The organism is Stenotrophomonas sp. AC248 (assembly GCF_979258185.1).
In genome coordinates, this window is sequence record NZ_OZ409840.1 from 900,211 (window position 1) to 925,539 (window position 25,329).

General features: G+C 67.8%; 22 protein-coding genes. 13 read left to right on the forward strand and 9 right to left on the reverse strand.

The window, feature by feature from the left end; genetic code table 11:
• Positions 1–158 precede the first annotated feature (158 nt).
• Entirely contained in the window at positions 159–770 is a 612-nt protein-coding gene (gene yczE / locus ACZ0AE_RS04075; RefSeq protein WP_463600444.1) for a membrane protein YczE, read from the reverse strand.
• Between the two features lie 107 nt (positions 771–877).
• Complete coding sequence (locus ACZ0AE_RS04080) at positions 878–1,900, reverse strand: zinc-binding alcohol dehydrogenase family protein (protein WP_463600445.1); 1,023 nt, start codon at positions 1,898–1,900, stop codon at positions 878–880.
• Positions 1,901–2,268: 368 nt separating this feature from the next.
• Between ACZ0AE_RS04080 and ACZ0AE_RS04085 the strand changes: the two genes are divergently transcribed.
• The 4 genes from ACZ0AE_RS04085 to ACZ0AE_RS04100 all read left to right on the forward strand — a co-directional run bounded on the left by ACZ0AE_RS04085 (position 2,269) and on the right by ACZ0AE_RS04100 (position 5,763).
• On the forward strand, positions 2,269–3,360 hold the full coding sequence (locus ACZ0AE_RS04085; protein WP_038690221.1) for an OmpA family protein: 1,092 nt from the start codon (positions 2,269–2,271) through the stop codon (positions 3,358–3,360).
• A 603-nt stretch (positions 3,361–3,963) separates the two neighbouring features.
• The gene (locus ACZ0AE_RS04090; protein ID WP_038690219.1) at positions 3,964–4,473 is read left to right on the forward strand and encodes a hypothetical protein; all 510 of its coding nucleotides are present in this window, start codon (positions 3,964–3,966) and stop codon (positions 4,471–4,473) included.
• 19 nt (positions 4,474–4,492) lie between these two features.
• A complete protein-coding gene (locus ACZ0AE_RS04095; protein WP_448133095.1) occupies positions 4,493–5,326 on the forward strand; it encodes a pseudouridine synthase in 834 nt (277 codons plus the stop codon).
• Positions 5,327–5,418: 92 nt separating this feature from the next.
• On the forward strand, positions 5,419–5,763 hold the full coding sequence (locus tag ACZ0AE_RS04100; RefSeq protein WP_463600446.1) for a hypothetical protein: 345 nt from the start codon (positions 5,419–5,421) through the stop codon (positions 5,761–5,763).
• Between the two features lie 439 nt (positions 5,764–6,202).
• On the opposite strand, the gene kbl is transcribed toward ACZ0AE_RS04100, so the two are convergent.
• Entirely contained in the window at positions 6,203–7,414 is a 1,212-nt protein-coding gene (gene kbl / locus ACZ0AE_RS04105; RefSeq protein ID WP_463600447.1) for a glycine C-acetyltransferase, read from the reverse strand.
• A gap of 195 nt (positions 7,415–7,609) precedes the next feature.
• Here kbl and ACZ0AE_RS04110 point away from each other — a divergent pair, with 195 nt between their 5' ends.
• Entirely contained in the window at positions 7,610–8,311 is a 702-nt protein-coding gene (locus tag ACZ0AE_RS04110) for a TorF family putative porin (protein WP_038690211.1), read from the forward strand.
• Between the two features lie 164 nt (positions 8,312–8,475).
• Here ACZ0AE_RS04110 and tdh read toward each other — a convergent pair whose 3' ends face one another.
• Entirely contained in the window at positions 8,476–9,498 is a 1,023-nt protein-coding gene (tdh, locus tag ACZ0AE_RS04115) for an L-threonine 3-dehydrogenase (protein ID WP_038690209.1), read from the reverse strand.
• A gap of 467 nt (positions 9,499–9,965) precedes the next feature.
• On the opposite strand from tdh, the gene ACZ0AE_RS04120 reads away from it, so the two are divergent.
• The 7 genes from ACZ0AE_RS04120 (at position 9,966) to ACZ0AE_RS04150 (ending at position 18,725) form a co-directional block, all read left to right on the forward strand.
• A complete protein-coding gene (locus ACZ0AE_RS04120) occupies positions 9,966–12,128 on the forward strand; it encodes a S46 family peptidase (RefSeq protein WP_463600448.1) in 2,163 nt (720 codons plus the stop codon).
• Between the two features lie 275 nt (positions 12,129–12,403).
• Positions 12,404–13,048 (forward strand): histidine phosphatase family protein, encoded by a 645-nt coding sequence (locus tag ACZ0AE_RS04125; protein WP_038690206.1) that lies wholly within the window; start codon positions 12,404–12,406, stop codon positions 13,046–13,048.
• 46 nt (positions 13,049–13,094) lie between these two features.
• Entirely contained in the window at positions 13,095–14,369 is a 1,275-nt protein-coding gene (gene folC / locus ACZ0AE_RS04130) for a bifunctional tetrahydrofolate synthase/dihydrofolate synthase (protein ID WP_463600449.1), read from the forward strand.
• Between the two features lie 107 nt (positions 14,370–14,476).
• Positions 14,477–15,514, forward strand: coding sequence for an SPOR domain-containing protein (locus ACZ0AE_RS04135; RefSeq protein ID WP_463600450.1), 1,038 nt, complete (start codon positions 14,477–14,479; stop codon positions 15,512–15,514).
• Between the two features lie 55 nt (positions 15,515–15,569).
• A complete protein-coding gene (locus tag ACZ0AE_RS04140; protein WP_463600451.1) occupies positions 15,570–16,367 on the forward strand; it encodes a CvpA family protein in 798 nt (265 codons plus the stop codon).
• Positions 16,368–16,396: 29 nt separating this feature from the next.
• Positions 16,397–17,863 carry an amidophosphoribosyltransferase gene (purF, locus tag ACZ0AE_RS04145; protein ID WP_038690198.1) on the forward strand — a complete coding sequence of 489 codons (1,467 nt, stop codon included), beginning with the start codon at positions 16,397–16,399 and terminating at the stop codon, positions 17,861–17,863.
• A 10-nt stretch (positions 17,864–17,873) separates the two neighbouring features.
• On the forward strand, positions 17,874–18,725 hold the full coding sequence (locus ACZ0AE_RS04150) for a ferritin-like domain-containing protein (RefSeq protein ID WP_137190932.1): 852 nt from the start codon (positions 17,874–17,876) through the stop codon (positions 18,723–18,725).
• A gap of 146 nt (positions 18,726–18,871) precedes the next feature.
• Here the strand turns inward: ACZ0AE_RS04150 and ACZ0AE_RS04155 are convergent, their stop codons facing one another.
• A complete protein-coding gene (locus tag ACZ0AE_RS04155; RefSeq protein WP_463600452.1) occupies positions 18,872–20,359 on the reverse strand; it encodes a DUF2235 domain-containing protein in 1,488 nt (495 codons plus the stop codon).
• Between the two features lie 219 nt (positions 20,360–20,578).
• Here ACZ0AE_RS04155 and ACZ0AE_RS04160 point away from each other — a divergent pair, with 219 nt between their 5' ends.
• On the forward strand, positions 20,579–21,832 hold the full coding sequence (locus ACZ0AE_RS04160; RefSeq protein WP_038690194.1) for a M12 family metallo-peptidase: 1,254 nt from the start codon (positions 20,579–20,581) through the stop codon (positions 21,830–21,832).
• A 59-nt stretch (positions 21,833–21,891) separates the two neighbouring features.
• Here the strand turns inward: ACZ0AE_RS04160 and ACZ0AE_RS04165 are convergent, their stop codons facing one another.
• From ACZ0AE_RS04165 to ACZ0AE_RS04180, 4 genes are read right to left on the reverse strand one after another with little or no spacing between them, the layout of a single operon-like run.
• Complete coding sequence (locus ACZ0AE_RS04165; protein ID WP_463600453.1) at positions 21,892–22,548, reverse strand: hypothetical protein; 657 nt, start codon at positions 22,546–22,548, stop codon at positions 21,892–21,894.
• Between the two features lie 18 nt (positions 22,549–22,566).
• Positions 22,567–23,310, reverse strand: a complete 744-nt coding sequence (lpxH, locus tag ACZ0AE_RS04170) for a UDP-2,3-diacylglucosamine diphosphatase (protein ID WP_038692461.1) — start codon at positions 23,308–23,310, stop codon at positions 22,567–22,569.
• Between the two features lie 51 nt (positions 23,311–23,361).
• Entirely contained in the window at positions 23,362–23,901 is a 540-nt protein-coding gene (locus tag ACZ0AE_RS04175; RefSeq protein ID WP_038690190.1) for a phosphatase PAP2 family protein, read from the reverse strand.
• Positions 23,882–25,021: a glycosyltransferase family 4 protein gene (locus tag ACZ0AE_RS04180; protein ID WP_038690188.1), complete on the reverse strand. Its 1,140-nt coding sequence runs from the start codon at positions 25,019–25,021 to the stop codon at positions 23,882–23,884. The genes ACZ0AE_RS04175 and ACZ0AE_RS04180 overlap by 20 nt, the downstream gene beginning before the upstream one ends.
• Between the last annotated feature and the right edge of the window lie 308 nt (positions 25,022–25,329).

The window sequence follows — 25,329 nt, forward strand, 5'->3', positions numbered from 1 at the left end:
GGCCAGCGGCCGGCACTACCGGATGCATCGCGGGGGGCGACGGGCATGGGATGCATCGCGGGGGGCGACGGGGCATGGGATGCATCGCGGGGGGCGACGGGGCATGGGATGCATCGCGGTAGGTACCGACCGTTGGTCGGTACGCGTAGGCGGAGGCGTTACGGGGTGGCGGGGGCCGGGGCGGGCTTGCGGATGCCGAACAGCGGCAGCGTCACGCCGCAGAGCGGGCCGATCAGCAGGGCGAAGGCGAGGGTGCCCACCCCGACATTGCCGCCGAGCCACCAGCCGATCAGCAGGACGGTGCCTTCGATGAAGCTGCGTACCACCCAGATCGGCCAGCCGGTGCGGGCGTGCAGGCCGGTCATCAGACCGTCGCGCGGGCCGGGGCCGAAACGTGCGCCGATGTACAGGCCGGTGGCCACGGCCACCATCAGCAGGCCGCACACGAACACCGGCACCTGCCACGCCAGACCGTGCACCTCCGGCAGCAGCCACAGGCCGAACTGCGCGCTCGGGCCGATCAGCATCACGTTGAGGACCGTGCCCAGCCCCGGCTTCTGGCGAATCGGCCACCACAGCAACAGCACCAGTGCGCCGATCACGTTGGTGGCCACGCCGAACGACAGCGGCGTCTGCAATGCGATGCCCTGCGACAGCACATCCCACGGCGCCACTCCGATCGCGGCGCGGATCATCACCGCCGCGCCCATGCCGTACAGGAACAGGCCAAGCAACAGTTGCAACAGGCGCAGGGGGAATGACGTGGGCATGGCAGGTGTCACCGGAGGGGCCCTTGAATGTAGGGCGCGCCCGCCACGCCGGACAGATACAGATGCACGCCAATATGCGCCGACACCTGTGCTGCCGGCGCAGGCATCTACCAGCCCGCCAGCACCAGCTTGCCGACCGTGCCACCGCTTTCCAGTTGCCGGTGGGCCTCGCGCAGATTGGCGGCGTTGATCAGGCCAAGGTGCGCACTGCGCGTGCTGCGCAGTTCGCCCGCATCGACCAGGCTTGCAACGCGGTTCAGGATGCGGTGCTGTTCGATCATGTCCGCCGTGCGGAACTTCGCGCGCGCAAACATGAATTCCCAGTGGATGCCGATGCACTTGGCCTTGTAGGGATCGCCGATGCGCAAGGCGTCGCGCGGTTCGACAATCAGGCCGACATGGCTCTGTGGTGCGAGCAGTTCGCCCAGCACGTCCCAGTAGCGGTCGGTGTCGGCCAGGTTGAGCGCCGCCTGCACCTGCGCGATGCCCAGTGCCTGCAGCTGTGGCGGCAACGGCTGGTGGTGGTCGATCACATGGTGGGCGCCCATCTGCAGGCACCACTGCACCGAGGCGGCGCGTGAGGCTGTGGCGACGACGGTGAAGCCGGCATGCCGGGCAAGCTGGATGGCGATGGAGCCCACGCCGCCCGCACCGCCGATGACCAGCAGCACCTGGCCGGCATGGCGACGGTCATCAAACTGCAATGGCATGCGCTGGAACAGCAGTTCCCAGGCAGTCAGCGTGGTCAGCGGCAGTGCGGCGGCCTCGGCGAAATCCAGCGTGGTCGGCTTGCGCCCGACCAGTCGTTCGTCGACCAGGTGCCACTGCGCGTTGCTGCCGGGGCGTGTCACATCGCCGGCGTAATACACCTCGTCGCCGGGTACGAACGCCACCACATCCGGCCCGACGGCCTCGACGGTTCCGGCCGCGTCGTAGCCAAGAATGCGCGGGGGATCTTCGTGCGCCGGGCGCGGCGCGCGCTGCTTGGTATCCACCGGGTTGACGGAAACGGCCTGTATTCGCACCAACAGGTCCGAACCCGTGGGTGGAGCAGGGTCGGGCAGGGTCAGATCAAGCAGTGCGGCGGGGTCGTCAATCGGCAGATACTGGCGCAAACCCACGGCTTTCATGGCAGCTCCGGTGCAGGACGTTCCTCATCATACGTCCGCCAACAAAGCTGTTCTTGCGCTGAATCAAGGCAGGTGCTGCTTTTTCACGGAATACTGCGATGGCGCAGTCCACAGGTAGCAAAATCCGGTCAGATCCCTTGCCATTGCTGGGTCTTGCGCAATTTCATCAACCTGTATAGGGTGCCACCAGCTGGGCCGGTAGAGGTCTGGCGGTCGTCTTCACATGTTACGTGACTGTTAACATCACCTTCACCCTCCTGAGCATAATGTTCGCGGCGGTGGCGTGCTGAATCGGCAGTCTGAAAACGACGCAGGTGCTGGCCCATGCCTCTACCGGTTTCATACCCCCGAAATAGGAGCTGTACTCAATGAACAAGAAGATCCTCACTGCCGCGCTGCTGGGCGGTCTGGCTTTCGCCCAGGCTGCATCGGCGCAGGATTTTGACGACCGCTGGTACCTGACCGGTTCGGCCGGCTTCAACTTCCAGGATAACGACCGTCTGACCAACGACGCTCCGTTCGTGACCCTGGGCCTCGGTAAGTTCATCAGCCCCAACTGGTCGCTGGACGGTGAGCTGAACTACCAGAACCCGAACTTCGACGCCAACCAGGATCTGAACTGGAGCCAGTACGGCGTGTCGCTGGACATGCGTCGCCACTTCATCGCTGAAGGCCGCGGCTGGAACCCCTACCTGCTGATGGGTCTGGGCTACCAGAAGTCGGAAGAAGAGTACGCTGCCAACAGCCTGAATGGTCCGCGTGAGCGCAAGGACGGCAACTTCGCCGCCAAGCTCGGCGTCGGCCTGCAGACCACCTTCGAAAAGCGCGTTGCTGTTCGCGCCGAAGTGGCCTACCGCGCTGACTTCGACGACCAGAGCATCTCCGCTCCGGACGAGAGCTGGTTCGGCGACGTGCTGGCTTCGGTCGGCGTCGTGATCCCGCTGGGCCCGGCCCCGACCGCTGCTGTGGTTGCCCCGGCTCCGGTGGCTCCGAGCTGCGCCGATCTGGATGACGACGGTGACGGCGTCAACAACTGCGACGACAAGTGCCCGGATTCGCAGCCGGGTCAGACCATCGGTCCGGACGGTTGCCCGGTCCCGGTCTCGATCGATCTGAAGGGTGTGAACTTCGACTTCGACAAGGCGACCCTGCGTCCGGACGCCGTGGCGATCCTGAGCGAAGCCACCGAGATCCTGAAGCGTTACCCGGATCTGCGTGTTGAAGTTGCCGGTCACACCGACTCGAAGGGTACCGACGCTTACAACCAGAAGCTGTCGGAGCGTCGCGCCACCACCGTGTATGACTACCTGACCAAGAACGGCGTGTCCGCTTCGCGTCTGGTGGGCCCGATCGGCTACGGCGAGAGCCGTCCGATTGCGCCGAACACCAACCCGGATGGCTCGGACAACCCGGAAGGTCGTGCAAAGAACCGTCGTACCGAGCTGAACGTCCAGAACTAATCCTTCTGGTAGTACAGTCTCAGAAGAGGGCCCGGCATTGCCGGGCCCTTTTTTTTGTCTTTTTTTTAGGTCAAAAGCCAAAAGCCAAAGCCAGAAAGCTGTCGTTGCCGCCTGGTCCCATGCTGGGCGGGGGTGTGTGGGTTCGCGGGACACGCTGCAAGTACATCCATGTAAGCTCCGTCGCCGCATCCATGCGGCTCAGGGTCCCGCGAACCCACACCCCCCCTCCCTCGACAGTGGGCCGGTGGCCAATGAAAAGCGACGAGCGAAAGCAGGCAGCGGCGTCGCGCTCCGTCTTTTCTGTGCGCACCAGCCATGTGTCGGAGGCTGGTAGGGGTGGGGTTGCGGGACCCTGAGCCGCATGGATGCGGCGACGGAGCCTCCAGGGATGGATTTACGGCGTGTCCCGCAACCCCACCCCTACCAGCCCAGCCCGGGACAAGCGGACATGATGGGCCCCGCACTTGATCCTTGCCTCACGCTCTTGATCAAGAAATCAACAATAAATCCAACAAGTTGCCGTATTCATTGAATGTGGGATCTTGAAAGCCGTTGTGGCGCTGTTAAACTCGCCGCGTCGCCCCTTTTCCCTGGATGCATCCCATGCTGCGTATCGCACTGGCCGCCGTGCTCGGCCTGGCCTTGGTTCCCACCGCCTACGCAGCAGTGGATTGCTCGGCGCATGCCACCAGCGCCTCGCCGCTGCCGCTGCCGGCCACCGCGATTGCCCCGGTCGCAGAAGAGCTTTACATCCGGAATGTGCAGCTCGGCATGCCTGCCGGCGTGCTCACCTCCAACTTCGACCAGCAGCAGTCGCTTGATCGCGTCCTGCAGCGCCTGCGCATCGACGGCTGCCAGAACATCGCCAAGGCCATGCCCGGCGCACCGGCGATCAAGGCCAACGACCCGGCCGCCTACAAGCCGGCCACCGAGTTCGACAACACGCCGTGGCGCTTCGACATGAGCCAGAACGGCAAGCGCATGACCGCTGAAGAATTTGATGCCTGGATGAAGGCCCGTGGCGTGCGCGTGGTCAAGGCGCGCCCGGTTCCCGCTGCAGCGCCGGCCGCGGCCGAAGTACCGGCTGACACCAAGCCGGGCGAGAAGAAGTAAGCCGCCTGCGCGGAGCACGATGAGCACACGCCGGCCCCCTGCCGCGCCTGCATCTCGACCACGCCGCCCCGAGCGGCGTGCGTCACCGGTAAGCGCAGCGCGCACCGACAGCGCGCCGCGCCATGGCCTGGCCCGCGTCCTGTCCAAGGCCGGGCTGTGTTCGCGTACCGAAGCCGCGCGCTGGATCCAGGCCGGGCGTGTCACCGTCGATGGCCGCGTCATCAACAACCCCGAATTTCCCATCATCGACGGTCGCCACCACGTGCGCGTCGATGGCCAGCCGCTGGACGCGCCGCGTCGCATCCACCTGATGCTCAACAAGCCGCGCGGCCTGGTCACCACCGCGCAGGACGAGCAGGGCCGTGACACCGTCTACCGCTGCTTCGATGGTGCCGGCCTGCCGTGGATCGCCCCGGTCGGGCGCCTGGACAAAGCCAGCGAAGGCCTGCTGTTGTTCAGCAACGACCCCCAATGGGCCGCGCGCCTGACAGATCCCACCACCGGCCCGGACAAGACCTACCACGTCCAGATCGACGCCATTCCCGATGCGGCGCAGCTGCAGGCGTTGTGCACCGGCGTGGAGGACGAAGGCGAGCTCCTGCGCGCGCGTCGCGCCACCCTGCTGCGCAGTGGCGACAAGACTGCCTGGCTCGAAGTGGTGCTGGAAGAGGGCCGCAACCGGCATATCCGCCGCCTGCTGGCCGCATTCGACATCAACGTGCTGCGCCTGGTGCGCGTGGCCATCGGGCAGTTGCCGATGGGTGCGCTGGGCAAGGGCACCTGGCGCGAACTGAGCGCGCACGACCTGGACCTGCTGTATGCCGCGGCCGACGGTGCCGCGGCCCCGCCGTGATTTCCTGGCCTGCCCGTGCGTGGCAGGCCAACCGAACCGGGCAATGGATGGCCTTGTACCCGACGTTCCATTCACTCCCGGGAGATTCCCCCATGCACGCCCAACGCCTCAACCTTTCCCTGTTCCGCGGCGCCTGCCTGCTGGCATCGGCCGCGCTGCTCACTGCCTGCGGCGGACACAAGCACACCGCCAAGGCGGACGCGCCGGCGGCTGACAAGGTGGTGGAAGTCAAGACCCCTGAGCTCGACGGCCGCGGCAGCTACCGCTTCATGATGAGCAACGGCGACAAGAAAATGTCCGCCGACGAGTTCGACGCCTGGATGAAGGCCAACGGCATCCGCGTGGCCAAAGGCAACGGCCAGGACCGCCCGGTCGCCGCACCGGTGGTGGTGGCCAGCAAGGAACAGGCCAAGGACAAGAAGAAAAAGAAGAAGTAACCCCGCGCGCGGGGCGGATGTCCATGACCCGCAACGGCCGGGTCCACCCCGGTCATGCGCGCCAACGCCGGTAGAGCCGACCGTTGGTCGGCTGGGGCACGCCCGCGTGCCCCTGTGTCAGATGATCATGACCCCGGACGAAGGGCAGCCGACCAACGGTCGGCTCTACCCCGGTTACATGCTCCTGTGTCAGATGTTCATGACCCTGGACGAAGGGCAGCCGACCAACGGTCGGCTCTACCCCGGTTACATGCCCCTGTGTCAGATGTTCATGACCCTGGACGAAGGGCAGCCGACCAACGGTCGGCTCTACCCCGGTTACATGCCCCTGTATCGGATGTTCATGAGCCGCAACGGTCGTGTCCAACCCGGTCATGCGCGTGTCCGATGTCCACGACCCACAACAACGGTAGAGCCGACCGTTGGTCGGCTAAAGCACTCAGCCCTTGATCACACCCAGCTCCACACCAATGCGGGTGAACGCATCGATCGCGCGGTCCAGGTGGGCACGCGTGTGCGCGGCGCTGATCTGGGTGCGGATGCGCGCCTGGCCCTTGGGCACCACCGGGAAGAAGAAGCCGATCGCGTAGATGCCTTCTTCCAGCAAACGCTCGGCGAACTTCTGCGCCAGCGGGGCGTCGTACAGCATCACCGGGCTGATCGGGTGCACGCCCGGCTTCACGTCGAAACCGGCGGCGGTCATCTTCTCGCGGAAGTAGGCGGTGTTCTCGGCCAGGGTATTGCGCAGGTCGTCGGCGGCGGCCAGCATCTCGAACGCCTTGATGCCGGCGGCGACCACGTGCGGCGGCAGCGAGTTGGAAAACAGGTACGGGCGCGAGCGCTGGCGCAGCAGTTCGACCACTTCGGCGCTGGCGCAGGTGAAGCCGCCCAGCGCGCCGCCCATGGCCTTGCCCAGGGTGCCGGTGATGATGTCGATCTTCTCCAGCACGCCCTTGACCTCGGCCGAGCCACGGCCGGTGGCACCCAGGAAGCCGGTGGCATGGCATTCGTCGATGTGCACCAGCGCGTTGTACTTCTTCGCCAGCGCGGTGATCTCGTCCAGCGGGGCGATGAAGCCGTCCATCGAGAACACGCCGTCGGTGGTGATCAGCTTGGTCTTGCAGCCGGCGGCATCGGCAGCCTGCAGCTGGGCTTCCAGGTCGGCCATGTCGCAGTTGGCGTAGCGGAAGCGCTTGGCCTTGCACAGGCGCACACCGTCGATGATCGAGGCATGGTTGAGCGCGTCGGAGATGATGGCGTCGTTCTCGCCCAGCAGCGGCTCGAACAGGCCGCCGTTGGCATCGAAGCAGGCCGCGTACAGGATGGTGTCCTGCTTGCCGAAGAAGGCGGCGATCTGCTGTTCCAGCTGCTTGTGCAGGTCCTGGGTGCCACAGATGAAGCGCACCGAGGCCATGCCGAAGCCGTGGCTGTCCAGCGCGTCCTTGGCGGCCTGGATCAGGTCGGGGTGGTCGGCCAGGCCCAGGTAGTTGTTGGCGCAGAAGTTCAGCACCGTGCGGCCGTCGTCCAGGGTGATCTCGGCCGACTGCGGGCTGGTGATGATGCGTTCGGACTTGAACAGGCCCTGGGCGCGGATCGCCTCCAGTTCTTCAACGTAGTGCTGGGTCAGCGGGGCGGAGGTGGCGTCGCTCATGGCAGGCAGTCTTCGGCACGGGAAAACCGGGATTTTACCTGTCGGCGCCGGGCCCGGGGGGCGCTGGCGGGGTCCTGGCAGGTCGGCGGCGCGCGAAACGGTTGCACACGTGATTGTTGCATCGCAATATCAATCAGGTTAAAAAACCGTAAACCCCGCTGTACCGCCCACCCCACGTCCCGGAGAGACCCCCGCATGAACCACGCCACGCGCTGTACCGCCGCCGCTGTGCTCTGCGCCGCCCTGCTTGCCCCGTTTGCCGCCAGTGCCCAGGACGAGGCCGAATCGCCGTTCAGCTGGAACATCACCGGTGTGTCCGATTACGTGTTCCGCGGGGTATCGCAGACCGATGAGAACCCGACCGGCCAAGCCGGTTTCACCTACACCTCCCCGGTGGGCCTGTACGCCGGCGTGTGGGGCTCGGGGGTGGACTTCGGCGACGGCAGCCCGGATCTCGAAGTCGACTACTTCATCGGCTACGGGGTGGATGTCAGCCCGAACGTCAACTTCGATGTGATGCTCAACCACTACAGCTATCCGGGGGCGAGCGATCTGGCGTACACCGAGCTGATCACCAAGACCACCTTCGCCGAGCACTACAACCTCACCGTGGCTTACACCAACGATGTCTGGAACACCGACACCGACGGCTGGTACTACGCGGTGGGTGGTGAGTGGGCGCTGCCGCAGGAGTTCAACCTGACTGCCAATGTCGGCCGCAGCACCTTCGAGGACGGTATCGCCAAGGACTACACCGACTGGAACGTCGGCGTGAACCGCAGCTTCGGCATGGTTACCCTGGGCCTGGGGTACTACGGCACCGATGGCAACGGTCGCGACAACTCGGGCAAGCTGGCCGACAACCGCGTGGTGTTCACCGCCTCGGTCGGCAAATGACCTGACGTTGCGATGGACATGAAAAAGGCGCCGAAAGGCGCCTTTTTCGTTTGCGGGCGTGTACCGACCATCGGTCGGTACCTACCGAGGGCACGCCGCAATCGCCGGTCGGGTCACGACCGCCGCCGCGGCAGGTCACGCCCGTGGGCCGTGACCGCGCTGCCTCAGTTCCAGCTCAGCACGACCTTGCCGGCCTTGCCCTGTTCCATCAGGTCGAAGCCCTTCTGGAAGTCGTCGATCGGCAGCTGGTGGGTGAGCACCTTGCCGAGCGGGAAGCCGGACAGCACCAGCTGGGTCATCTTGTACCAGGTCTCGTACATCTTGCGGCCGTAGATGCCCTGCACGGTCAGGCCCTTGAAGATGATCTTGTCCCAGTCGCAGCCGGCGCCCTTGGGCATGATGCCGAGCATGGCGATCTTGCCGCCGTGGTACATGCAGTCGAGCATGTCGTTGAAGGCGCGCGGGTTGCCGCTCATTTCCAGGCCGACGTCGAAGCCCTCCATGTGCAGGTCCTTCATGACGTCCTTGAGCGATGTGTTGGACACGTTGACCACGCGGGTGGCGCCCATGTCGGCGGCCAGCTTCAGGCGGAAGTCGTTGACGTCGGTGACCACCACGTTGCGCGCACCGATGTGCTTGCAGATGCCCGCGGCGATGATGCCGATCGGGCCGGCGCCGGTGATGAGCACGTCTTCGCCGATGACGTTGAACTCCAGCGCGCAATGCGCGGCGTTGCCGTACGGATCGAAGAAGGCGGCCAGCTCGGACGGGATCTGGTCGGGGATGGGCCACAGGTTGCTGGCCGGCATCACCATGTATTCGGCGAAGGCACCGTTGACGTTGACGCCGATGCCGACGGTGTTGGGGCACAGGTGCGGGCGGCCGCCACGGCAGTTGCGGCAGTGGCCGCAGACGATGTGGCCTTCGGCCGAGACGCGCTGGCCGACTTCATAGCCGGTGACGCCGGGGCCGATCTCGGCGATGCGGCCGACGAATTCGTGGCCGATGGTGAGGCCGGGCTTGATGGTGCGCTGGCTCCATTCGTCCCACAGGTAGATGTGCAGGTCGGTACCGCAGATGGCGGTCTTTTCCAGCTTGATCAGGACCTCGTTCGGGCCCGGGGTGGGGACCGGAACTTCTTCCAGCCAGATGCCCTTGGCGGCTTCACGCTTGACCAGGGCCTTCATTGTTTGCTGCGCCATCGGGGTGGAACTCGTCTGGGGGAAAACGCGGATTATAGGGCCGCGGGCGGTTTTCCCATGTTGCATTGCGGGTGGTTTAGCGGGGCGGCAGCGCCTGCTTCTGGCGAGCGAGGTGGCGGGCAGGCCGGTGCAGGACACGCCGTGAACCCGTCCATGGGGGCTCGTGGTCCGCATCCATGCGGCCCAACGGTCCTGCACCGGCCTGCCCGCCACCTCCAGCCGGCTGTCCGTGCCCGCGGAGGGCGTAGAGCCGGGCTCTGCCCGGCTGGTGGTCAGCATCCCTGCGGCGCAACCGTCCTGCACCGGCCTGCCCGCGGGGTGCGTAGAGCCGGGCTCTGCCCGGCTGGCAGGGCCGCCCGCCTGCCCGGCTGGCGCGCCCCATGACTTCCGGGCTTCGGGCCGGGGCAGGGGGCTGGGCTACACTCGGCGGTTCTTTCACCAGGGGCTGCTCAATGCGCTCGAACCTGCTCGCTTTCTCCGTCGTCGCCAGCCTTGGGCTGGTCCAGGTCGCCCATGCCGCTGAAGGCATGTGGGTGCCGCAGCAGCTGCCGGAGATTGCCGGGCCGCTCAAGCAGGCGGGCTTGAAGCTGTCCGCCGAGCAGATCTCCAACCTCACCGGCGACCCGATGGGCGCGGTGGTGGCACTGGGCGGCTGCACGGCCAGCTTCGTGTCCCCGCAGGGCCTGGTGGTGACCAACCACCATTGCGCGTACGGCGCGATCCAGCTGAACTCGACCGCCGAGAAGAACCTGATCAAGGACGGCTTCAACGCGCCGACCCTGAAGGATGAGCTGAGCGCCGGCCCGAACGCGCGCGTGTTCGTGCTCGACCAGATCACCGACGTGACCGCGCAGGCCAAGGCCGCGATCGCTGCCGCCGGCAAGGACCCGCTGGCCCGCACCCGCGCGCTGGATGCGTTCGACAAGGCGCAGACCGCCGCGTGTGAGGCCGATGCCGGTTTCCGCTGCCGCCTCTTCAGCTTCTCCGGTGGCAACACCTACCGCCTGTTCCGCAACATGGAAATCAAGGACGTGCGCCTGGTCTATGCGCCCCCGGGCAGCGTGGGCAAGTTCGGCGGCGACGTCGACAACTGGATGTGGCCGCGCCACACCGGCGATTTCTCGTTCTACCGCGCCTACGTGGGCAAGGACGGCAAGCCGGCGGCCTTCGCGGCCGACAACGTGCCCTACCAGCCCAAGCACTTCCTGAAATTCGCCGACCAGCCGCTGGGCGCCGACGACTTCGTGATGGTGGCCGGCTACCCGGGCCGCACCAACCGCTATGCGCTGGCCGGTGAGTTCAACGAAACCGCGGGCTGGACCTACCCGACCATCGCCCAGCACTACAACGCGGTGCTGAAGATGATCGACGAAGCCGGCAAGGCCGACGCCGACATCAAGGTGAAGTACGCCGCCACCGCGGCCAGCATGAACAACGTGGCCAAGAACTACGTCGGCCAGCTGGAAGGCTTCAAGCGCATCGACGCTGCCGGCCAGAAGAAGGCCGAAGAAGCGGCCGTGCTGGCCTGGCTGAAGCAGCAGGGCGCGGCAGGCAAGCCGGCGCTGGCCGCGCACGCGCAGCTGATCAAGCACCTGGATACCAGCAAGGCCACGCGCGAGCGCGACCTGTTCGTGAGCCAGTTCAACAGCACCTCGGCGGTGGGCGCGGCCCTTTCGCTGTACCGCCTGTCGATCGAGCGCGCCAAGCCGGATGCCGAGCGCGAAGCGGGCTTCCAGGAGCGCGACCTGACCACCATCGAAGGCGGCCTGAAGCAGATGGATCGCCGCTACGTGGCGAAGATGGACCAGCAGCTGCAGACCTACTTGCTGGACCAGTACGTCGCCCTGCCGGCCGATCAGCGCAGCAACGACGTGCTCAACACGTGGCTGGCCGGCAGTGATGCCGCTGCGGTGAAGGGGCTGGTGGCCAAGCTGGGCGGGACCGAACTGGGCAGCCTGGACAAGCGCCTGACCTGGTTCAAGGCCGACCGCGCCGCCTTCGAGGCCAGCACCGATCCGGCGATCCAGTACGCCGTGGCGGCGATGCCGTCGCTGCTCAAGCAGGAGGAGCAGAAGAAGATCCGCGAAGGCGAATCGCTGACCGCCCGCCCGCTGTACCTGCAGGCCGTGGCGGACTACAAGAAGAGCAAGGGCGGCTTCGTTTACCCCGATGCCAACCTGTCGCTGCGCATCACCTTCGGTAACGTGATGGGCTATGGCAAGGACGGCGTGAACTACACCCCGTTCACCACCCTGGAAGGCGTGGCCGCCAAGGAAACCGGCGTGGATCCGTTCGATTCGCCCAAGGCGCTGCTGGATGCGGTCAAGGCCAAGCGCTATGGCGGCCTGGAAGACAAGCGGATCGGCTCGGTGCCGGTGAACTTCCTGTCCAACCTGGACATCACCGGCGGCAACTCCGGCTCGCCGGTGCTGGATGCGCACGGCAAGCTGGTGGGCCTGGCCTTCGACGGCAACTGGGAGTCGGTGAGCTCCAACTGGGTGTTCGACCCGGTGATGACCCGCATGATCGCGGTGGACAGCCGCTACATGCAGTGGATCATGCAGGAAGTGGCGCCCGCGCCGCAGCTGCTGAAAGAGCTGAATCTGGCGAAGTGACCCCCAAAACCCCGCGACGAAAGCCGCGGGGTTTTTCGTTGGGGGATCGGGCGTGCCGCGCGTACCGACCAACGGTCGGTACCTACCGGCGACAGATGCCGACCCGCACCCATCCGCGTAGATGCCGACCGTTGGTCGGCATGCAGGCGGTTCAGGGCACAGGCGGCATGCCGACCAACGGTCGGCATCTACCGGGTATCATGCGGTGCTGCGCGCTCATTCACGTCATGTGAACGATTGCGACAGCCTTCCTCCCCCAAGGACTCCCAGTACGCATGCGCATCCTGCTTGCCCGCCACGGTGAAACGCCGTGGAATGCCGAAGGCCGTTACCAGGGCCAGATCGATATCCCGTTGTCGCCGATCGGCGAAGCCCAGGCCCAGGCCCTCGGGGAGCGCCTGAAGTCGGTGGATATCACCCGCGCGGTGGCATCGCCGCTGTCGCGTGCGCAGCGTACCGCGCAGCTGGCGCTGGGTGCCGAGCGTGCGTCGATGCTGCTGACCGAACCGGAGCTGCAGGAGATCGCGCACGGTGAGTGGGAAGGGCTGCTGGCCAGTGAAATCCATGAAAAAGATCCGTCGCGCCTGCAGGCCTGGCGCGACGAGCCCGACACCGTGCTGATGCCCGGTGGCGAATCGCTGCGCCTGGTGCTGGAGCGCAGCTGGCGTGGCCTGGCGCGTGCCGCCGAAGGCCTGGGCGAGCACGACACCCTGCTGGTGGTCGCCCACGATGCGGTCAACCGCGTGATCCTGTGCCGCATCCTCGGCCTGCCGCTGTCGCGCCTGTGGACCTTCCGCCAGGCCCCGACCACGCTGAACCTGCTCGAAGGTGCCGACCTGGACCAGCTCGAACTGGTGCGCCTGAACGACTGCGCGCATCACACCCCGTTCTTCGGCGAAGCCAAGCACCGCGCGCTGTAACCGTCCCGCGTCCCATTCCGTCGTTCGCCTCACTGATCCAATGCCCATGACCACCGCCCGACCGCAGACCCTTTCCGCCTGGCTCAGCCATATCGAGCAGCAGCACCCGGCCACCATCGACATGGGCCTGGAGCGCGTGCGCAGCGTCGCGCAGGCATTGGGGCTGGCGCAGCCGGGCGAGCACACCGTGGTCGTGGGCGGCACCAACGGCAAGGGCTCCACGGTGGCCTTCATCGAGGCGATCGCGCGGGCCGCCGGCTGGAAGGTGGGCGCGTACACCTCGCCGCACCTGCTGCGTTACAACGAGCGCGTGCGCATCGATGGGCAGGACGTCACGGACGAAGCGCTGATGGCCGCGTTCAATGCGATCGAAGACGCACGCGGCAGCACCACGCTGACCTATTTCGAGTACGGCACGCTGGCCGCGCTGTACCTGTTCGGGCAGGCCGGGCTGGACCTGGCGGTGCTGGAAGTCGGCCTCGGCGGCCGCCTGGACGCCGTCAACATCGTCGACAGCGACGTCGCGGTGATCACCACCGTGGACATCGATCACAGCGAGTGGCTGGGCGAGGACCGCGAAGCGATCGGCGTGGAGAAGGCCGGCATCATCCGCGGCTGGAAGCCGGTGATCCTGGGCGAAACCGATCCGCCGTCCAGCGTGCTGGCACGTGCCTACCTGCTGGGGGCCAACGCGATCCGCGGCGGCAGCGATTTCTTCGCCGATGTCATCGACGCACAGCAGTGGCGCTGGCGCGATGTGGGGTTCAGCATTGAATTGCCGGCGCCGGCACTGCGCGGGCCGATCCAGCTGCGCAATGCGGCCTCGGCGATCGCCGCGCTGCGTACGCTGGACAAGCCGCTGCCGCGCGCGGCCATCGCCGAAGGCGTGGCCCATGCGCGCATCCGCGGCCGGTTGCAGAGCGTGCAACGCAACGACGTGGACGTGCTGGTGGATGTGGGCCACAACCCGCAGGCCGCGCGCGAACTGGCGGCTGCACTGAAGGCCGCACCGGTGGCCGGGCGCACCCGGGCGGTGTTTGCCGCCCTGCAGGACAAGGACGCGGCCGGCGTGGTCGAAGCGCTGGGTGGGCAGGTGGATGACTGGCACCTGGCCGGCCTGGACGGTGCCCGCGCGCAGAGCGCGCAGGCGCTGCAGGCACGCCTGCTCGACACCGCCGCGGCCGCTGCCCAGCAGCACGCCACCGTTGCCGATGCGCTGGAGGCCGCGCTGGCTGCCGCCGCCGCGGGCGACCGGGTGCTGGTGTTCGGCTCGTTCCATACCGCCGCACAGGCGCTGCAGTGGCTGGACGCAGCGGACTGAGCCACCCTTTTCATCGCGCTGCGGCCGTTCAGCCGCCGCCGTCGCCGCTCACGCCGACACCCGTATAATCGCCGTGGCATTCCGCCGCGCCGCCCTGCCTGCCTTCCGTGGATACTCCTCTGAAACAGCGACTGATTGGTGCCATCGTTCTGGTGGCTTTGGCTGTGATCTTCCTGCCCATGCTGGTCAAAGGCCCCGCGCCTGACAGTGGCGTGGCCAGCGTGCCCATCAGTGCGCCGGCAGCGCCGTCGGACGGCCAGTTCGAAACCCGCGAACTGCCGCTGGTCGCGCCCACCGGTGCGGCCACAGGCCTGCAGGGGGCATCGACCACCCAGCCGCTGCAGGATGGCGTGGACGCCCCCCCGGCGGCCGCCGCAGCCGATACCTCGCCCGCCGTGGCGGCCGGCAACTTCGCGGTCAGCTTTGGCGCCTATGGCAGCCAGGCCGATGCCGACGCGGTGATCGCCTACCTGAAAAAATCGCAGCTGCCCGGGTTTGCCGAGCCGGCCACCATCAATGGCCGCCAGGCGTGGCGCGTGCGCGTCGGCCCGTATGCCGATCGCGCCCAGGCCGAAGCCGCCCGCCTGCAAGCGGTGAAGGTGCGCAATGACGTCAAGGCCGAAGTAGTGACGCTGGATGCGCGCGCCGACACGGCCGTGGCCGCTGCCCCGACGCCGACGCCGGCTGCCACTGCCGCCCCTGCCACTGCGTCCAGCGCGGCCGCTGCGCCATCCAGCGCGGCGGTCAAGACTGAAGCGCTGCCGCCGGAGCCGGTCGCCGCGACCAAGCCGGTGGCGCCCAAGCCCGAGCCCAAGCCGGCCCCGGCCAAGCCTGAGCCGGCCAAGCCGGATCCGGCGGCAACCGCCGCCGCCAAGCCGGTGGCCACCCCGGCGGCGCCGGCCGCCAGCAGCATCGGGTTCGCCGTGCAGCTGGGCGCGTTCGGCCAGGCCGCTGAAGCCAATGCACTGCGCGACAAGGTCCGCGCGGCCGGGTTCAGCGCGTTCGTGGAACAGGTACGCACCGACAAGGGCACGCTCAACCGCGTCCGTGTCGGTCCGGTCGCCAACCGCGCCGACGCCGAAAACCTCAAGGCCCAGGTGGCGTCCAAGGTGGGCGTGGCAGGCATGGTCCGGCCGCATCCCTGATGCCGCACGCGTCCGCGCGCCCTGAGCCTGCACGGCCCCGGTGCCGGGGGCGCGCATGATCGATATCGCCCTGCTGGTGGTGATCGCCCTGTCGGCACTGCTCGGCGTGCTGCGCGGCTTTGTCAGCATCGTCATCAGCCTGGCGTCGTGGGTGCTGGGCGGCTGGGCCGCGCTGGTCTTCGGGCAGGACGTGGCCACCTGGTGGGCAGCGTCGGCCGAACCCGGCACCGGCCATGTGATCGCAGGCTATGTGTCGGTGTTCCTGCTGGTCATGGTGGCGGTGTGGGCCATCGGCCTGGTGATCCGCCAGCTGGTACGGGCCACCAGCCTCAACGGTGCCGACCGCCTGCTGGGCGGGGTACTGGGCGTGGCCCGGGGCGCGGTGATCGGCTGCGTGCTGTTGCTGGCGGCGTCCTACACCCCGATGGCCAATGAACCCAGCTGGCGCGACTCGCAACTGCGGGGCGTGCTCGACCCCGGCGTGGCCTGGTTGCAGGCGCGCATGCCGGGCATGCCCGAGCTGCCGCAACTGCCCGGCGTGGACGCCCTGCAGGGCCTGGCCGGTCTGCCGGCGGCGTTGCCGGAGGTGAATGCGGCGCAACTGCCCGGCGCGGAGTTGGGCAAGCCGGGCCTGACAGGCGATAATGGCGTGCTTGGCGGATTGCTGGCAGGGCGCGGATGGCCGCGACCACTGGATGAAACCCCGCAGCAGGCGGGAGACCCCACCGACGTGGGGGCGCGCAGCGGCAGCCCAGGTTCCTCGCAGCACAACGATCCGGCGCGCGTGCGCCCGGATCAGCCTGTTCCGGCACGGAACGGGTCCCCCGGCCAGGCACGGCCACCTTCACTGTAGATGGGCACAGCCCAGCGGAGATTCGCACCATGTGTGGCATCGTCGGAATCGTCGGCAACCAGAACGTCGCCGGGCAGTTGTATGACGGCCTGACCGTCCTCCAGCATCGTGGCCAGGACGCGGCCGGCATCGCCACCGCCGACGGCACACGGCTGCGCGTGCAGAAGGCCAACGGCCTGGTCCGCGACGTGTTCGACGCCAAGCGGATGTCGACCCTGGAAGGCCGGGTCGGCATCGCCCACGTGCGCTACCCGACCGCCGGTTCGGAAGGCATGGACGAGGCGCAGCCGTTCTACGTGAACTCGCCGTACGGCATCGCGCTGGCCCACAACGGCAACCTGATCAATACCGAAGCCCTGCGCCAGCAGGTGTTCGAACAGGACCGCCGCAACGTCAACACCGATTCGGACAGCGAAGTGCTGTTGAACGTGTTCGCCTACGAACTGGACGCGCAGCGCCAGCTCACCCCGGAAGCGGCGATCCGCGCCGTGGCCGGCGTGCACCGCCGGGTCAAGGGCGGCTATGCGGTGATCAGCGTGGTGCTGGGCCTGGGCCTGGTCGCCTTCCGCGATCCGCATGGCATCCGGCCGCTGGTGCTGGGCAAGCGCGCCCACGCCGAAGGCGATGAATACATCGTGGCCTCCGAATCGGCCGCGCTGGACGTACTGGGCTTCCAGCGCGTGCGCGACGTGCGCCCGGGCGAAGCGCTGGTCATCACCGCGCGTGGCGAGCTGTTCTCCGAAGTCTGCGCCGAGCCGGCCGAGCACAGCCCGTGCATCTTCGAATACGTGTACTTCGCACGTCCCGATTCGATGATCGACAACGTGTCGGTGCACAAGGCGCGCATGCGCATGGGCATCAAGCTGGGCGAGAAGATCCTGCGCCTGCGCCCGGACCACGACATCGACACCATCATCCCGATCCCGGACACCTCGCGCGACGCCGCGCTGGAGATCTCCAACACGCTCGGGGTGAAGTACCGCGAAGGCTTCATCAAGAACCGCTACATCGGCCGCACCTTCATCATGCCGGGGCAGGGCGAGCGCGTGAAATCGGTGCGCCGCAAGCTCAACCCGATCCACCTGGAGTTCCGCAACCGCGTGGTGCTGCTGGTGGATGACTCGATCGTGCGCGGCACCACCAGCCAGCAGATCGTGCAGATGGCGCGCGACGCCGGTGCGCGCAAGGTGTACCTGGCCAGCGCCGCGCCGCCGGTGCGTTACCCCAACATCTACGGCATCGACATGCCGGCCGCCGAAGAACTGGTGGCGCACAACCGCAGCATCGAAGACATCGAAAAGCACCTGGGTTGCGACTGGTTGATCTACCAGGACATCGAAGACATGGAAGCGGCGGTGCGCGAAGGCAACCCGGAGCTGAAGGCCTTCGATTCGTCGTGCTTCAACGGCGTCTACCCGACCGGTATCGAGCCGGGGTACTTCGAGCGCATCCAGCAGTTGCGCTCGGACGATGCCAAGCACAAGCGCCGCGCCTGAGGGTGCATCGATGGCTGAGCAGTTGCCGCTGGAGGCGGCCGGTGACCTGCTGCGTGCCGCGCAGCAGTGCCTGGCCGCAACGGACCCGCTGCATAAAGTCGCGCTGACCCAGGCCTACGCGGTGCAGTTCCGCGCGGGCCAGCTCAAGGCCCGCGCCGATGCCGCACCGCCCGCGCCGATCCGCATGCCGGGCCGGCCGTCCAGGCCGCACCTGGTGCACCCGCGCGACCTGCCCAAGCGCGGGCTGGGCAGTGTGGAGGGGCGCGCGGCGTTCATCCATGCCATCGCCCATATCGAACTCAATGCCATCGACCTGGCCTGGGATGCGGTGTACCGCTTCCGTGGCCTGCCCGGTGCGTTCCATGCCGACTGGGTGAGCGTGGCCGACGACGAGTCGCGCCATTTCATGCTGTTGCACGGGCGGCTGCAGGCGCTGGGGTTCGATTACGGGGATTTCGACGCGCACAACGGCCTGTGGGAAATGTGCGAGAAGACCGCGCACGATGGGCTGTCGCGGATGGCGCTGGTGCCGCGCGTGCTGGAGGCCCGCGGGCTGGATGTCACCCCGGGCATGATCAACAAACTGCGGTCGGCCAATGACCACGCCACCGCCGATGTGCTGGAGATCATCCTGCGCGAGGAAGTGGCGCATGTGGCGGCCGGGTCGCGCTGGTATCACTGGTACTGCAAGCGCGCCGGGGTCGAACCGCGCGAACGCTTCATCGCGCTGTTGAACGAGTACGCCGGCGGCTTCCTCTACGGCCCCTTCAACCTGGAGGCGCGCCTGCTGGCCGGGTTCGACGAAGAAGAACTGGCCAACCTCATCGAGCAGGCCGGCCGCACCAGCGGCCCGGTGCGGTAACCCCACACCGGGTGCGGCCACCCAACATGGTGCAGCCACCCATGGGGTGGCTCTACCGCATCACGCGACACGGTAGAGCCACCCCATGGGTGGCTGGCGCATCACGTTTGGTGGCTGGCGCATCACGTTGGATGGCTGCACGTAAATCACGCGTTTGGCAACACCACGCGTTTGCCGTCCTCGGTCGGCCGGTTGATGTAGAACAGCCCCGGCCCGGGGCGATACGGCAATTCACGGGTGCCTTCATCGGCGGCGTACAACAGCGCGGTATCGCCGAGCGCATCGAAATTCCAATGCGCCGACTGCATCAGGTAGTGCTGCCGCAGCAGCTGTTCCTGTGCCGCATCCAACGCCTGGCCCGACAACAGCCGCGCTGCGATCGGCAGTAGCACGTCGGGCAGGGTGAGCGCGGCCACGTCATCGGCATCGGCCAACCAGCGCACGCCGGCCGCGGCCGCACGCTGCTGCATCAGCCGCAAGGCCACCCACTGGTAGCGCCCGTCGATGTCGCGCTTCAACACCACCGCCGCATGCGCATACAGCACCCACTGCGGCAGCACGCTGGCACTGCCGGCCACCCGCTGCGCCTGCCAGCGGTGCCACACATCCACCCACACCGCGTCATCGCCCAATCCCAGCGCGGCTTGCCAACGCTGGCACGCCGCCAGCGCCTGCCGGTACACCTGGGTGCCCTGTAGCAGGTGCAGCGGCGGCACCTCGGTGTCGGCCAGGCCGTGCCCTGTAACGCGCTGGCCAAGCGGGCGGGTCAACAGCTTGGGCCCCTCGATGCGCTGGTCGTAGCCGCCGCCGATGTTGGCGTGCACGCCGGGCAGGGCGATCTCTTCATGTTGCGGCGCCACCGAGGTCAGCGCGAAGTGGTAACGGTGTTCGTCGCGCGCGGCAATCTGCAGCACCTTGGCGGCGCACCCGGCCGGCAGCGCGACATCGGGCAGTTCGTCGCGCTGCTGCGGGTTGATCGCCACCACCGTATCGAAGAGCCCGACAAAGCGCGCCGGCCGTGCGGGGACGGTCGCCTCGTTGGCCACCTGCCAGCCGGTGCGGTGCACCTGCTCGCGCAACCACGCGCGGCCGTCGGCGCGGTTGAGCCGAGTGAGCGCATCGCGCGCGGACGCCGCGCCACGCGAAAAACCGAACAGGTCGATATGCAGCGTTTCCAGCACCGCCTGCGGATGGTTACGCGCCAGCGCCCGCAGTGCATCGGGCAGCAGTTCGTCCAGCGCCCGCCGCGCCTTGGCGCGCACCCCCGTGCGCCCAATGCCGAAGGCCAGGCCCATCAGGTCGTCATCGGTGCCGGTGCGGGTGCCGGCGCCCTCGATGTAGATCGCCAGCGACACCACCGGGCCGCGCGCCCGCTGCGCGCGGTCGTCGGGATACAACGCATGCAGCCGCGCGATGTTGGTCAGCCCGTTGCTGTAGCTGCTGGTCAGCCGGCTCTGGTACGGCGAGGCGTCATCGGCCACCAGCGGCGCCGGTGGTCGTGCGGTGGGCGTGGTGCTGCCGGGAGGGCGTGACGCGCGCAACAGGTTGTCGGCGTTGTTGCGGGTGCCGTCGAAGAACAGGCCGATCTGCAGCGACAGCGTCGCCGTGGGTGCCGGAGGGGGCTGTCCTGCCATGGCCGTCTGTTCCCAGTGGATGTGACGACGTTAGCGCGAAAACGACACGGACGCGACGTCGCTGAACCGCGCGGTCGGCGGTCACAGTTCGGAAAAGTGATCGACCTTGTCTATTGAATTCACGCGATCAAGTGGAGCCATATGGGCGGGCCCGCTCGCAGGGGCAGCACCGTAACCACGATGTCCACCCCCGTTTTCCACTCAGAGAGAGACGACACGATGTCCAGATCGATGAGCAAGGCCGCAGGTGTCATCACGTTGTGCATGGCGGCGGCAGGCGCTGCCAGCGCCGCCCCGTTGTTCGAACCGGTCACGGTGCTGAGCCGTGCCGGCAGTGCCAACCAGCCCGCCGCGCAGGCGGTGCTGTCGGCCGCGTCCACCGCGGCGGTGCAGGAGGTGCGGATCGATGCCGCAGCGGTCAATGCCGGCCAGCGCCAGCTCGAGTTCGAGCTGCTGGGGACGCCGGTGCAGGCGCTGCAGCAACGCGTCGAGGCCCTGCCGGACGGCGGCAGCGTCTGGTACGGCCAGCTGCAGTCGCGCAGCGCCAAACTGGGCGCGCGGGCGGCTGCCAACGACCCGGCCAACTCGGTGATCCTGGTGCGTAACGGCGACACGGTGACTGGCTCCATCCGCAAGGACGGCCAGCTGTACCGCCTGCGCCCGCTCAGCGATGGCCGCCATGTGCTGGTGGAAGTGGACGAGTCGCGCATGCCGGCCGACCACCCGGCCGACTACAACAGCCTGCCGCAGGTGGCCATGCCGGTCAGCGACCGCGCCGGCATCGCCGCTGCGTCATCGGGAACGCCGGCCACCATCCGGGTGCTGGTGGTGGCCACCAACGGCGCGGTGGCCGCGTACGGCGGCAACATGCAGTCGCTGGTGCAGTTGGCGGTGGCCGAATCCAACCAGGGCTACGTCAACAGCAACGTGGGCATCACCCTGCAGCTGGCCGGTTACGAGACCACCCCCTATGTGGAATCAAGCAGCTTCTCCACCGACCTGTCGCGTTTCCGCAACACCAGCGACGGGGTGATGGACAGCATCCACACCAGCCGCAACACCACCCGCGCCGACGTCGCCGTGCTGGTGATCAACAACGCCAGCTCGTGCGGCCTGGCCTCCGGCATCGGCTCCACCGCCGCCACCGCGTTCGCGGCGGTGCATTGGGACTGCGCTACCGGCTACTACTCCTTCGCTCATGAAATCGGCCACCTGCAGAGTGCGCGCCACGACATCGCCACCGACCCGAGCACCTCGCCGTACGCGTATGGCCACGGCTACCGCTACGAGCCGTCGAGCGGTTCGCGCTGGCGCACGATCATGGCCTATGCGTGCACGGCGGGCTGCCCGCGCCTGAACTTCTGGTCCAACCCGAACATCAATTACAACGGCGTGCCGATGGGCATTGCCAGCAGCGCCGACAACCAGCGCGTGCTGGTCAACACCAAGGCTGCGGTGGCCGCCTTCCGCTGATCTCTGGCCAACGCCCTGCCTGCCACCGCGCGCTGCGGTGGCGGGCAGGGCATCTTGGGTCAGGCGGGATCTGCCGCGTCGGGGCGGCAGCGCCGCAGCGCGGTCTGGCCATCGCCGGCCTCGATCCGACCGGCGGTCTTGTCGCCCCCGGCGGCGGTGCTGTCGGCATCGATGAAGAGCAACAGGTTCACGATCGCACTGGTGGCCGTATACGCGGTGTCGCCGTCGGCCGTGGTCACGCCGCGATACAGCCGCGGGGTTTTGCCACAGACCACCAGCTCGTAGGCCATCGCGCCAACGCCCTCGCCATCGCCGGCCTGCAGCCGCATGCGTTCGCCATAGGGGCCGCTGCCAAAGCGTTCCAGCAGCACCCAGCCCTGCGCGGGAGGCGCCTGTTCGAACGCGAATACGGGCGTGCGTCCCTGCGCATCGGTGATGCCCTGGTAAACATCCTTCTCCGCGGCCACGAACGGCAGGTCGAACGCGGTGTGCGACAGCGCGAACGGCCGCAGTGCGGCCGGTGCGGCGCTGACCGTATCGCGCAGCACGAACTGGTACCGGTGCGGGCCGCTGCCCACCTGCGGCGCGTGCGGGTCGGGGGGGATCTGTTCCACCTGGGGTGACCCAGTGGCTTCGGCGGGGGCGGCGCTGGCTGCCACAGGCGCGCCCAGCGAAAGCAGCGCGGCCAGCAGCAGGGCCGGTGGACGGTCGATCATCCGTGATCCTTTATCGGCTCAGCGCGCCAGCGTGTCCAGGCTCCAGCCCTGCGCGGTCACGCGCAGCACCGACCCTTGTTCATACCAGTCACCCAGGACAATCCGGGTGCACGGGCGATCGCCGACCTGCAGCGCGTGGATCGCCGGGCGGTGGGTGTGGCCGTGGATCATGGTGTCCACGCCGTGGCGTACGTAGGTGGCCTCCACTTCGGCCGGTGCCACGTCGGTGACGGTCTCGAAGCTGGCGCGGTCGTCCTGCTTCATTTCCGACTGTCGCGCCTGGCTGGCGTCGCGCGCTTTCTGCGCGAAGGCGATGCGCGCGGCCAGCGGCTGGGACAGGAACTGCGCCTGGAACACCGGGTCGCGGGTCTGCGCGCGGAATTGCTGGTAGGCCACGTCGTCGGTGCACAGCAGGTCGCCGTGCTGCAGCAGCACCGGGCGACCGTACAGGTCGATCACGCTGGGGTCGGGCAGGATGCGGAAGCCGGCACGGCGCGCGTAGTCGTTGCCGACCAGGAAGTCGCGGTTGCCGCGGATGAAGTACACCGGCACGCCGGCATCGGACACGGCATGCAGCGCGTCGGCCACCGCGTCGGCGGCGGCCGAGGGCGTGTCATCGCCGATCCAGGCTTCGAACAGGTCGCCCAGGATGTACAGCGCGTCGGCCTGCATCGCTTCATCGCGCAGGAACGCCAGGAACAGCTCGGTGATGGCTGGACGACTCGGGTCCAGGTGCAGATCGGAAATGAACAGCGTGGTCATGCGCGCATTGTAAAACGGGTCGGGCGGCTCTGCTGCGGCCTGCACCCCAGGTTACAGCGGCAGCGGCAACCACCGAAGGCTGGCGCCGGCCAGGGCTGTCGCAATTGCCGTGGCGGCCAGCACATCGCTGGGATAGTGCAGGCCCAGCACTACCCGGGACAGTCCCACCGCGGCGGTGAACGGCACCAGCAGCGGTGCCAGCCACGGGTAGTAGGCCAGGGCGACGATGGTGAACGACACCGCGTGCAGGGTGTGCCCGGAAGGGAAACTGAATTCATCCAGCGGCGCGACCCAGGCGCGGATGCGCAGGTCGGCGGCATACGGGCGCGGGCGTCGGGTCCAGCGTTTGAGACCCTTGTACAGCAGCAACGCCATCAGCCCGGTGGCGGCCATGTGCAGCGAGGCCTGCAGCCCTTCAAACCCGTCCAGCAGCACCAGTGCGGCCATCAGCGCATACCAGAACACCCCATCGCCCAGCCGGCTGACCACGGCGAACGCGCGGCGTACCCGGCGGCGCCTGCAGTAGTGGTTGGCGCGGCGGCACCAGCGGGTTTCGTGCCCGCGCAGGGCGTCAAGCGGCGTGGTCGGCATGGGGCCTCCGGGCCGTGGCCAGTTCGGACAACAAGGCATCGAATTCGGCCACCACCTGCTGTGGATGCAGCCGTTTCATGGCGGTGGCCGCGTTGCGGCCCAGCCGGGCCCGCAGCACATCGTCGCCGGCCAGCTGCAGCGCGGCGGCGACGAACTCACTGTCGGTGTTCACCGCCATGCCGTTCTCATCGGTGCGCAGGTACTCGCGTGCCGCGCCGTAATCGAAGGCCACGGTGGCCACGCCGCTGGCCATCGCTTCGAGGGTGACGTTGCCGAAGGTCTCGCTGCGGCTGGGGAACAGGAACAGGTCGCCGCTGGCGAAGTGGCGCGCGAGCGCGTCGCCGCGCTGCACGCCGCAGAAGATGAAGTCGGGATTTTCATGCGCCAGTTTTTCGCGCGAGGGGCCATCGCCCACCCAGATGAAGCGCGCCTTGGGGCGTATCTGCTGCAGGCGCCGGAACGCCTTCACCGCCAGGCCGAGGTTCTTTTCCGGCGCGATGCGGCCCACGTAGATCGCCGCAAAGCCGTTGCCATCGATGCCCCATTCCTCGCGCAGTGCGGGGTCGCGCCGCGGTGGTTCAAACTGGCTGCTGTCCACCGCACGGGCCAGCAGGCGCACGCGGTCGAAGCCCTGTTCGCCCAGGAACTGCTGCAGTTCCTGGGTGGGCACCAGGGTGGCATCGGCCTGGTTGTGGAAGCGCCGCATCCAGCGCAGCGCAGCGGCCTGCAGCCAGGCCACGCCGTAGTCGGGCAGGTACTCGTCGAAGCGGGTGTGGAAGCCGCTGGCGACCGGGATGCCGAGCCGGCGCGCGGTGCGCAGTGCGGACCAGCCCAACGGGCCTTCGGTGGCGATGTAGATCGCATCGGGGCGCTGCAGCTGCCATTGCCGGGCCAGGCGCTTGGGCGCAGGCAGCCCGAAACGCAGGCCGGGGTAGCGCGGCAGCCCGGCGCCGGTCACCAGCAGGGTGCCTTCCTCGGTGTCGGCTTCGGTGGCCTGGCGCGGGCGGACCAGGTCCACCTGGTGGCCAGCCGCGCGCAGTCCCTGTTCCAGCCCCTGCACGGTCAGGGCAACGCCGTTGACTTCGGGGGGGTACGTTTCAGTGACGATGGCATAGCGCATGGCGGGCCTCCGGTATGTGGCCATGCTGGGCGCGCGCGATGTAGCGCCCATGACGCGCGCATGACCGGCCGATGACGCCCCCAGCTTCTGCACGCGCAGTTTGGATCGGCTGGCGTCCCCGATCGGGGCGGTCGCGCGCGTGAGGGCCCCGTAGCAGCCGGTAGGCCCCTGGCGCAAATGTCCCCCGGCCGCGAAGCGGCCTCCTCCTTTATTTTGCCGAGGGGCCTACCGGCTGCTACGGGGCTCGGCTTGCGGTGCGCAGGTGGACGCCACGCCTTTTTGGGCGGTGGGTCGGGCGCTGGGCCCTC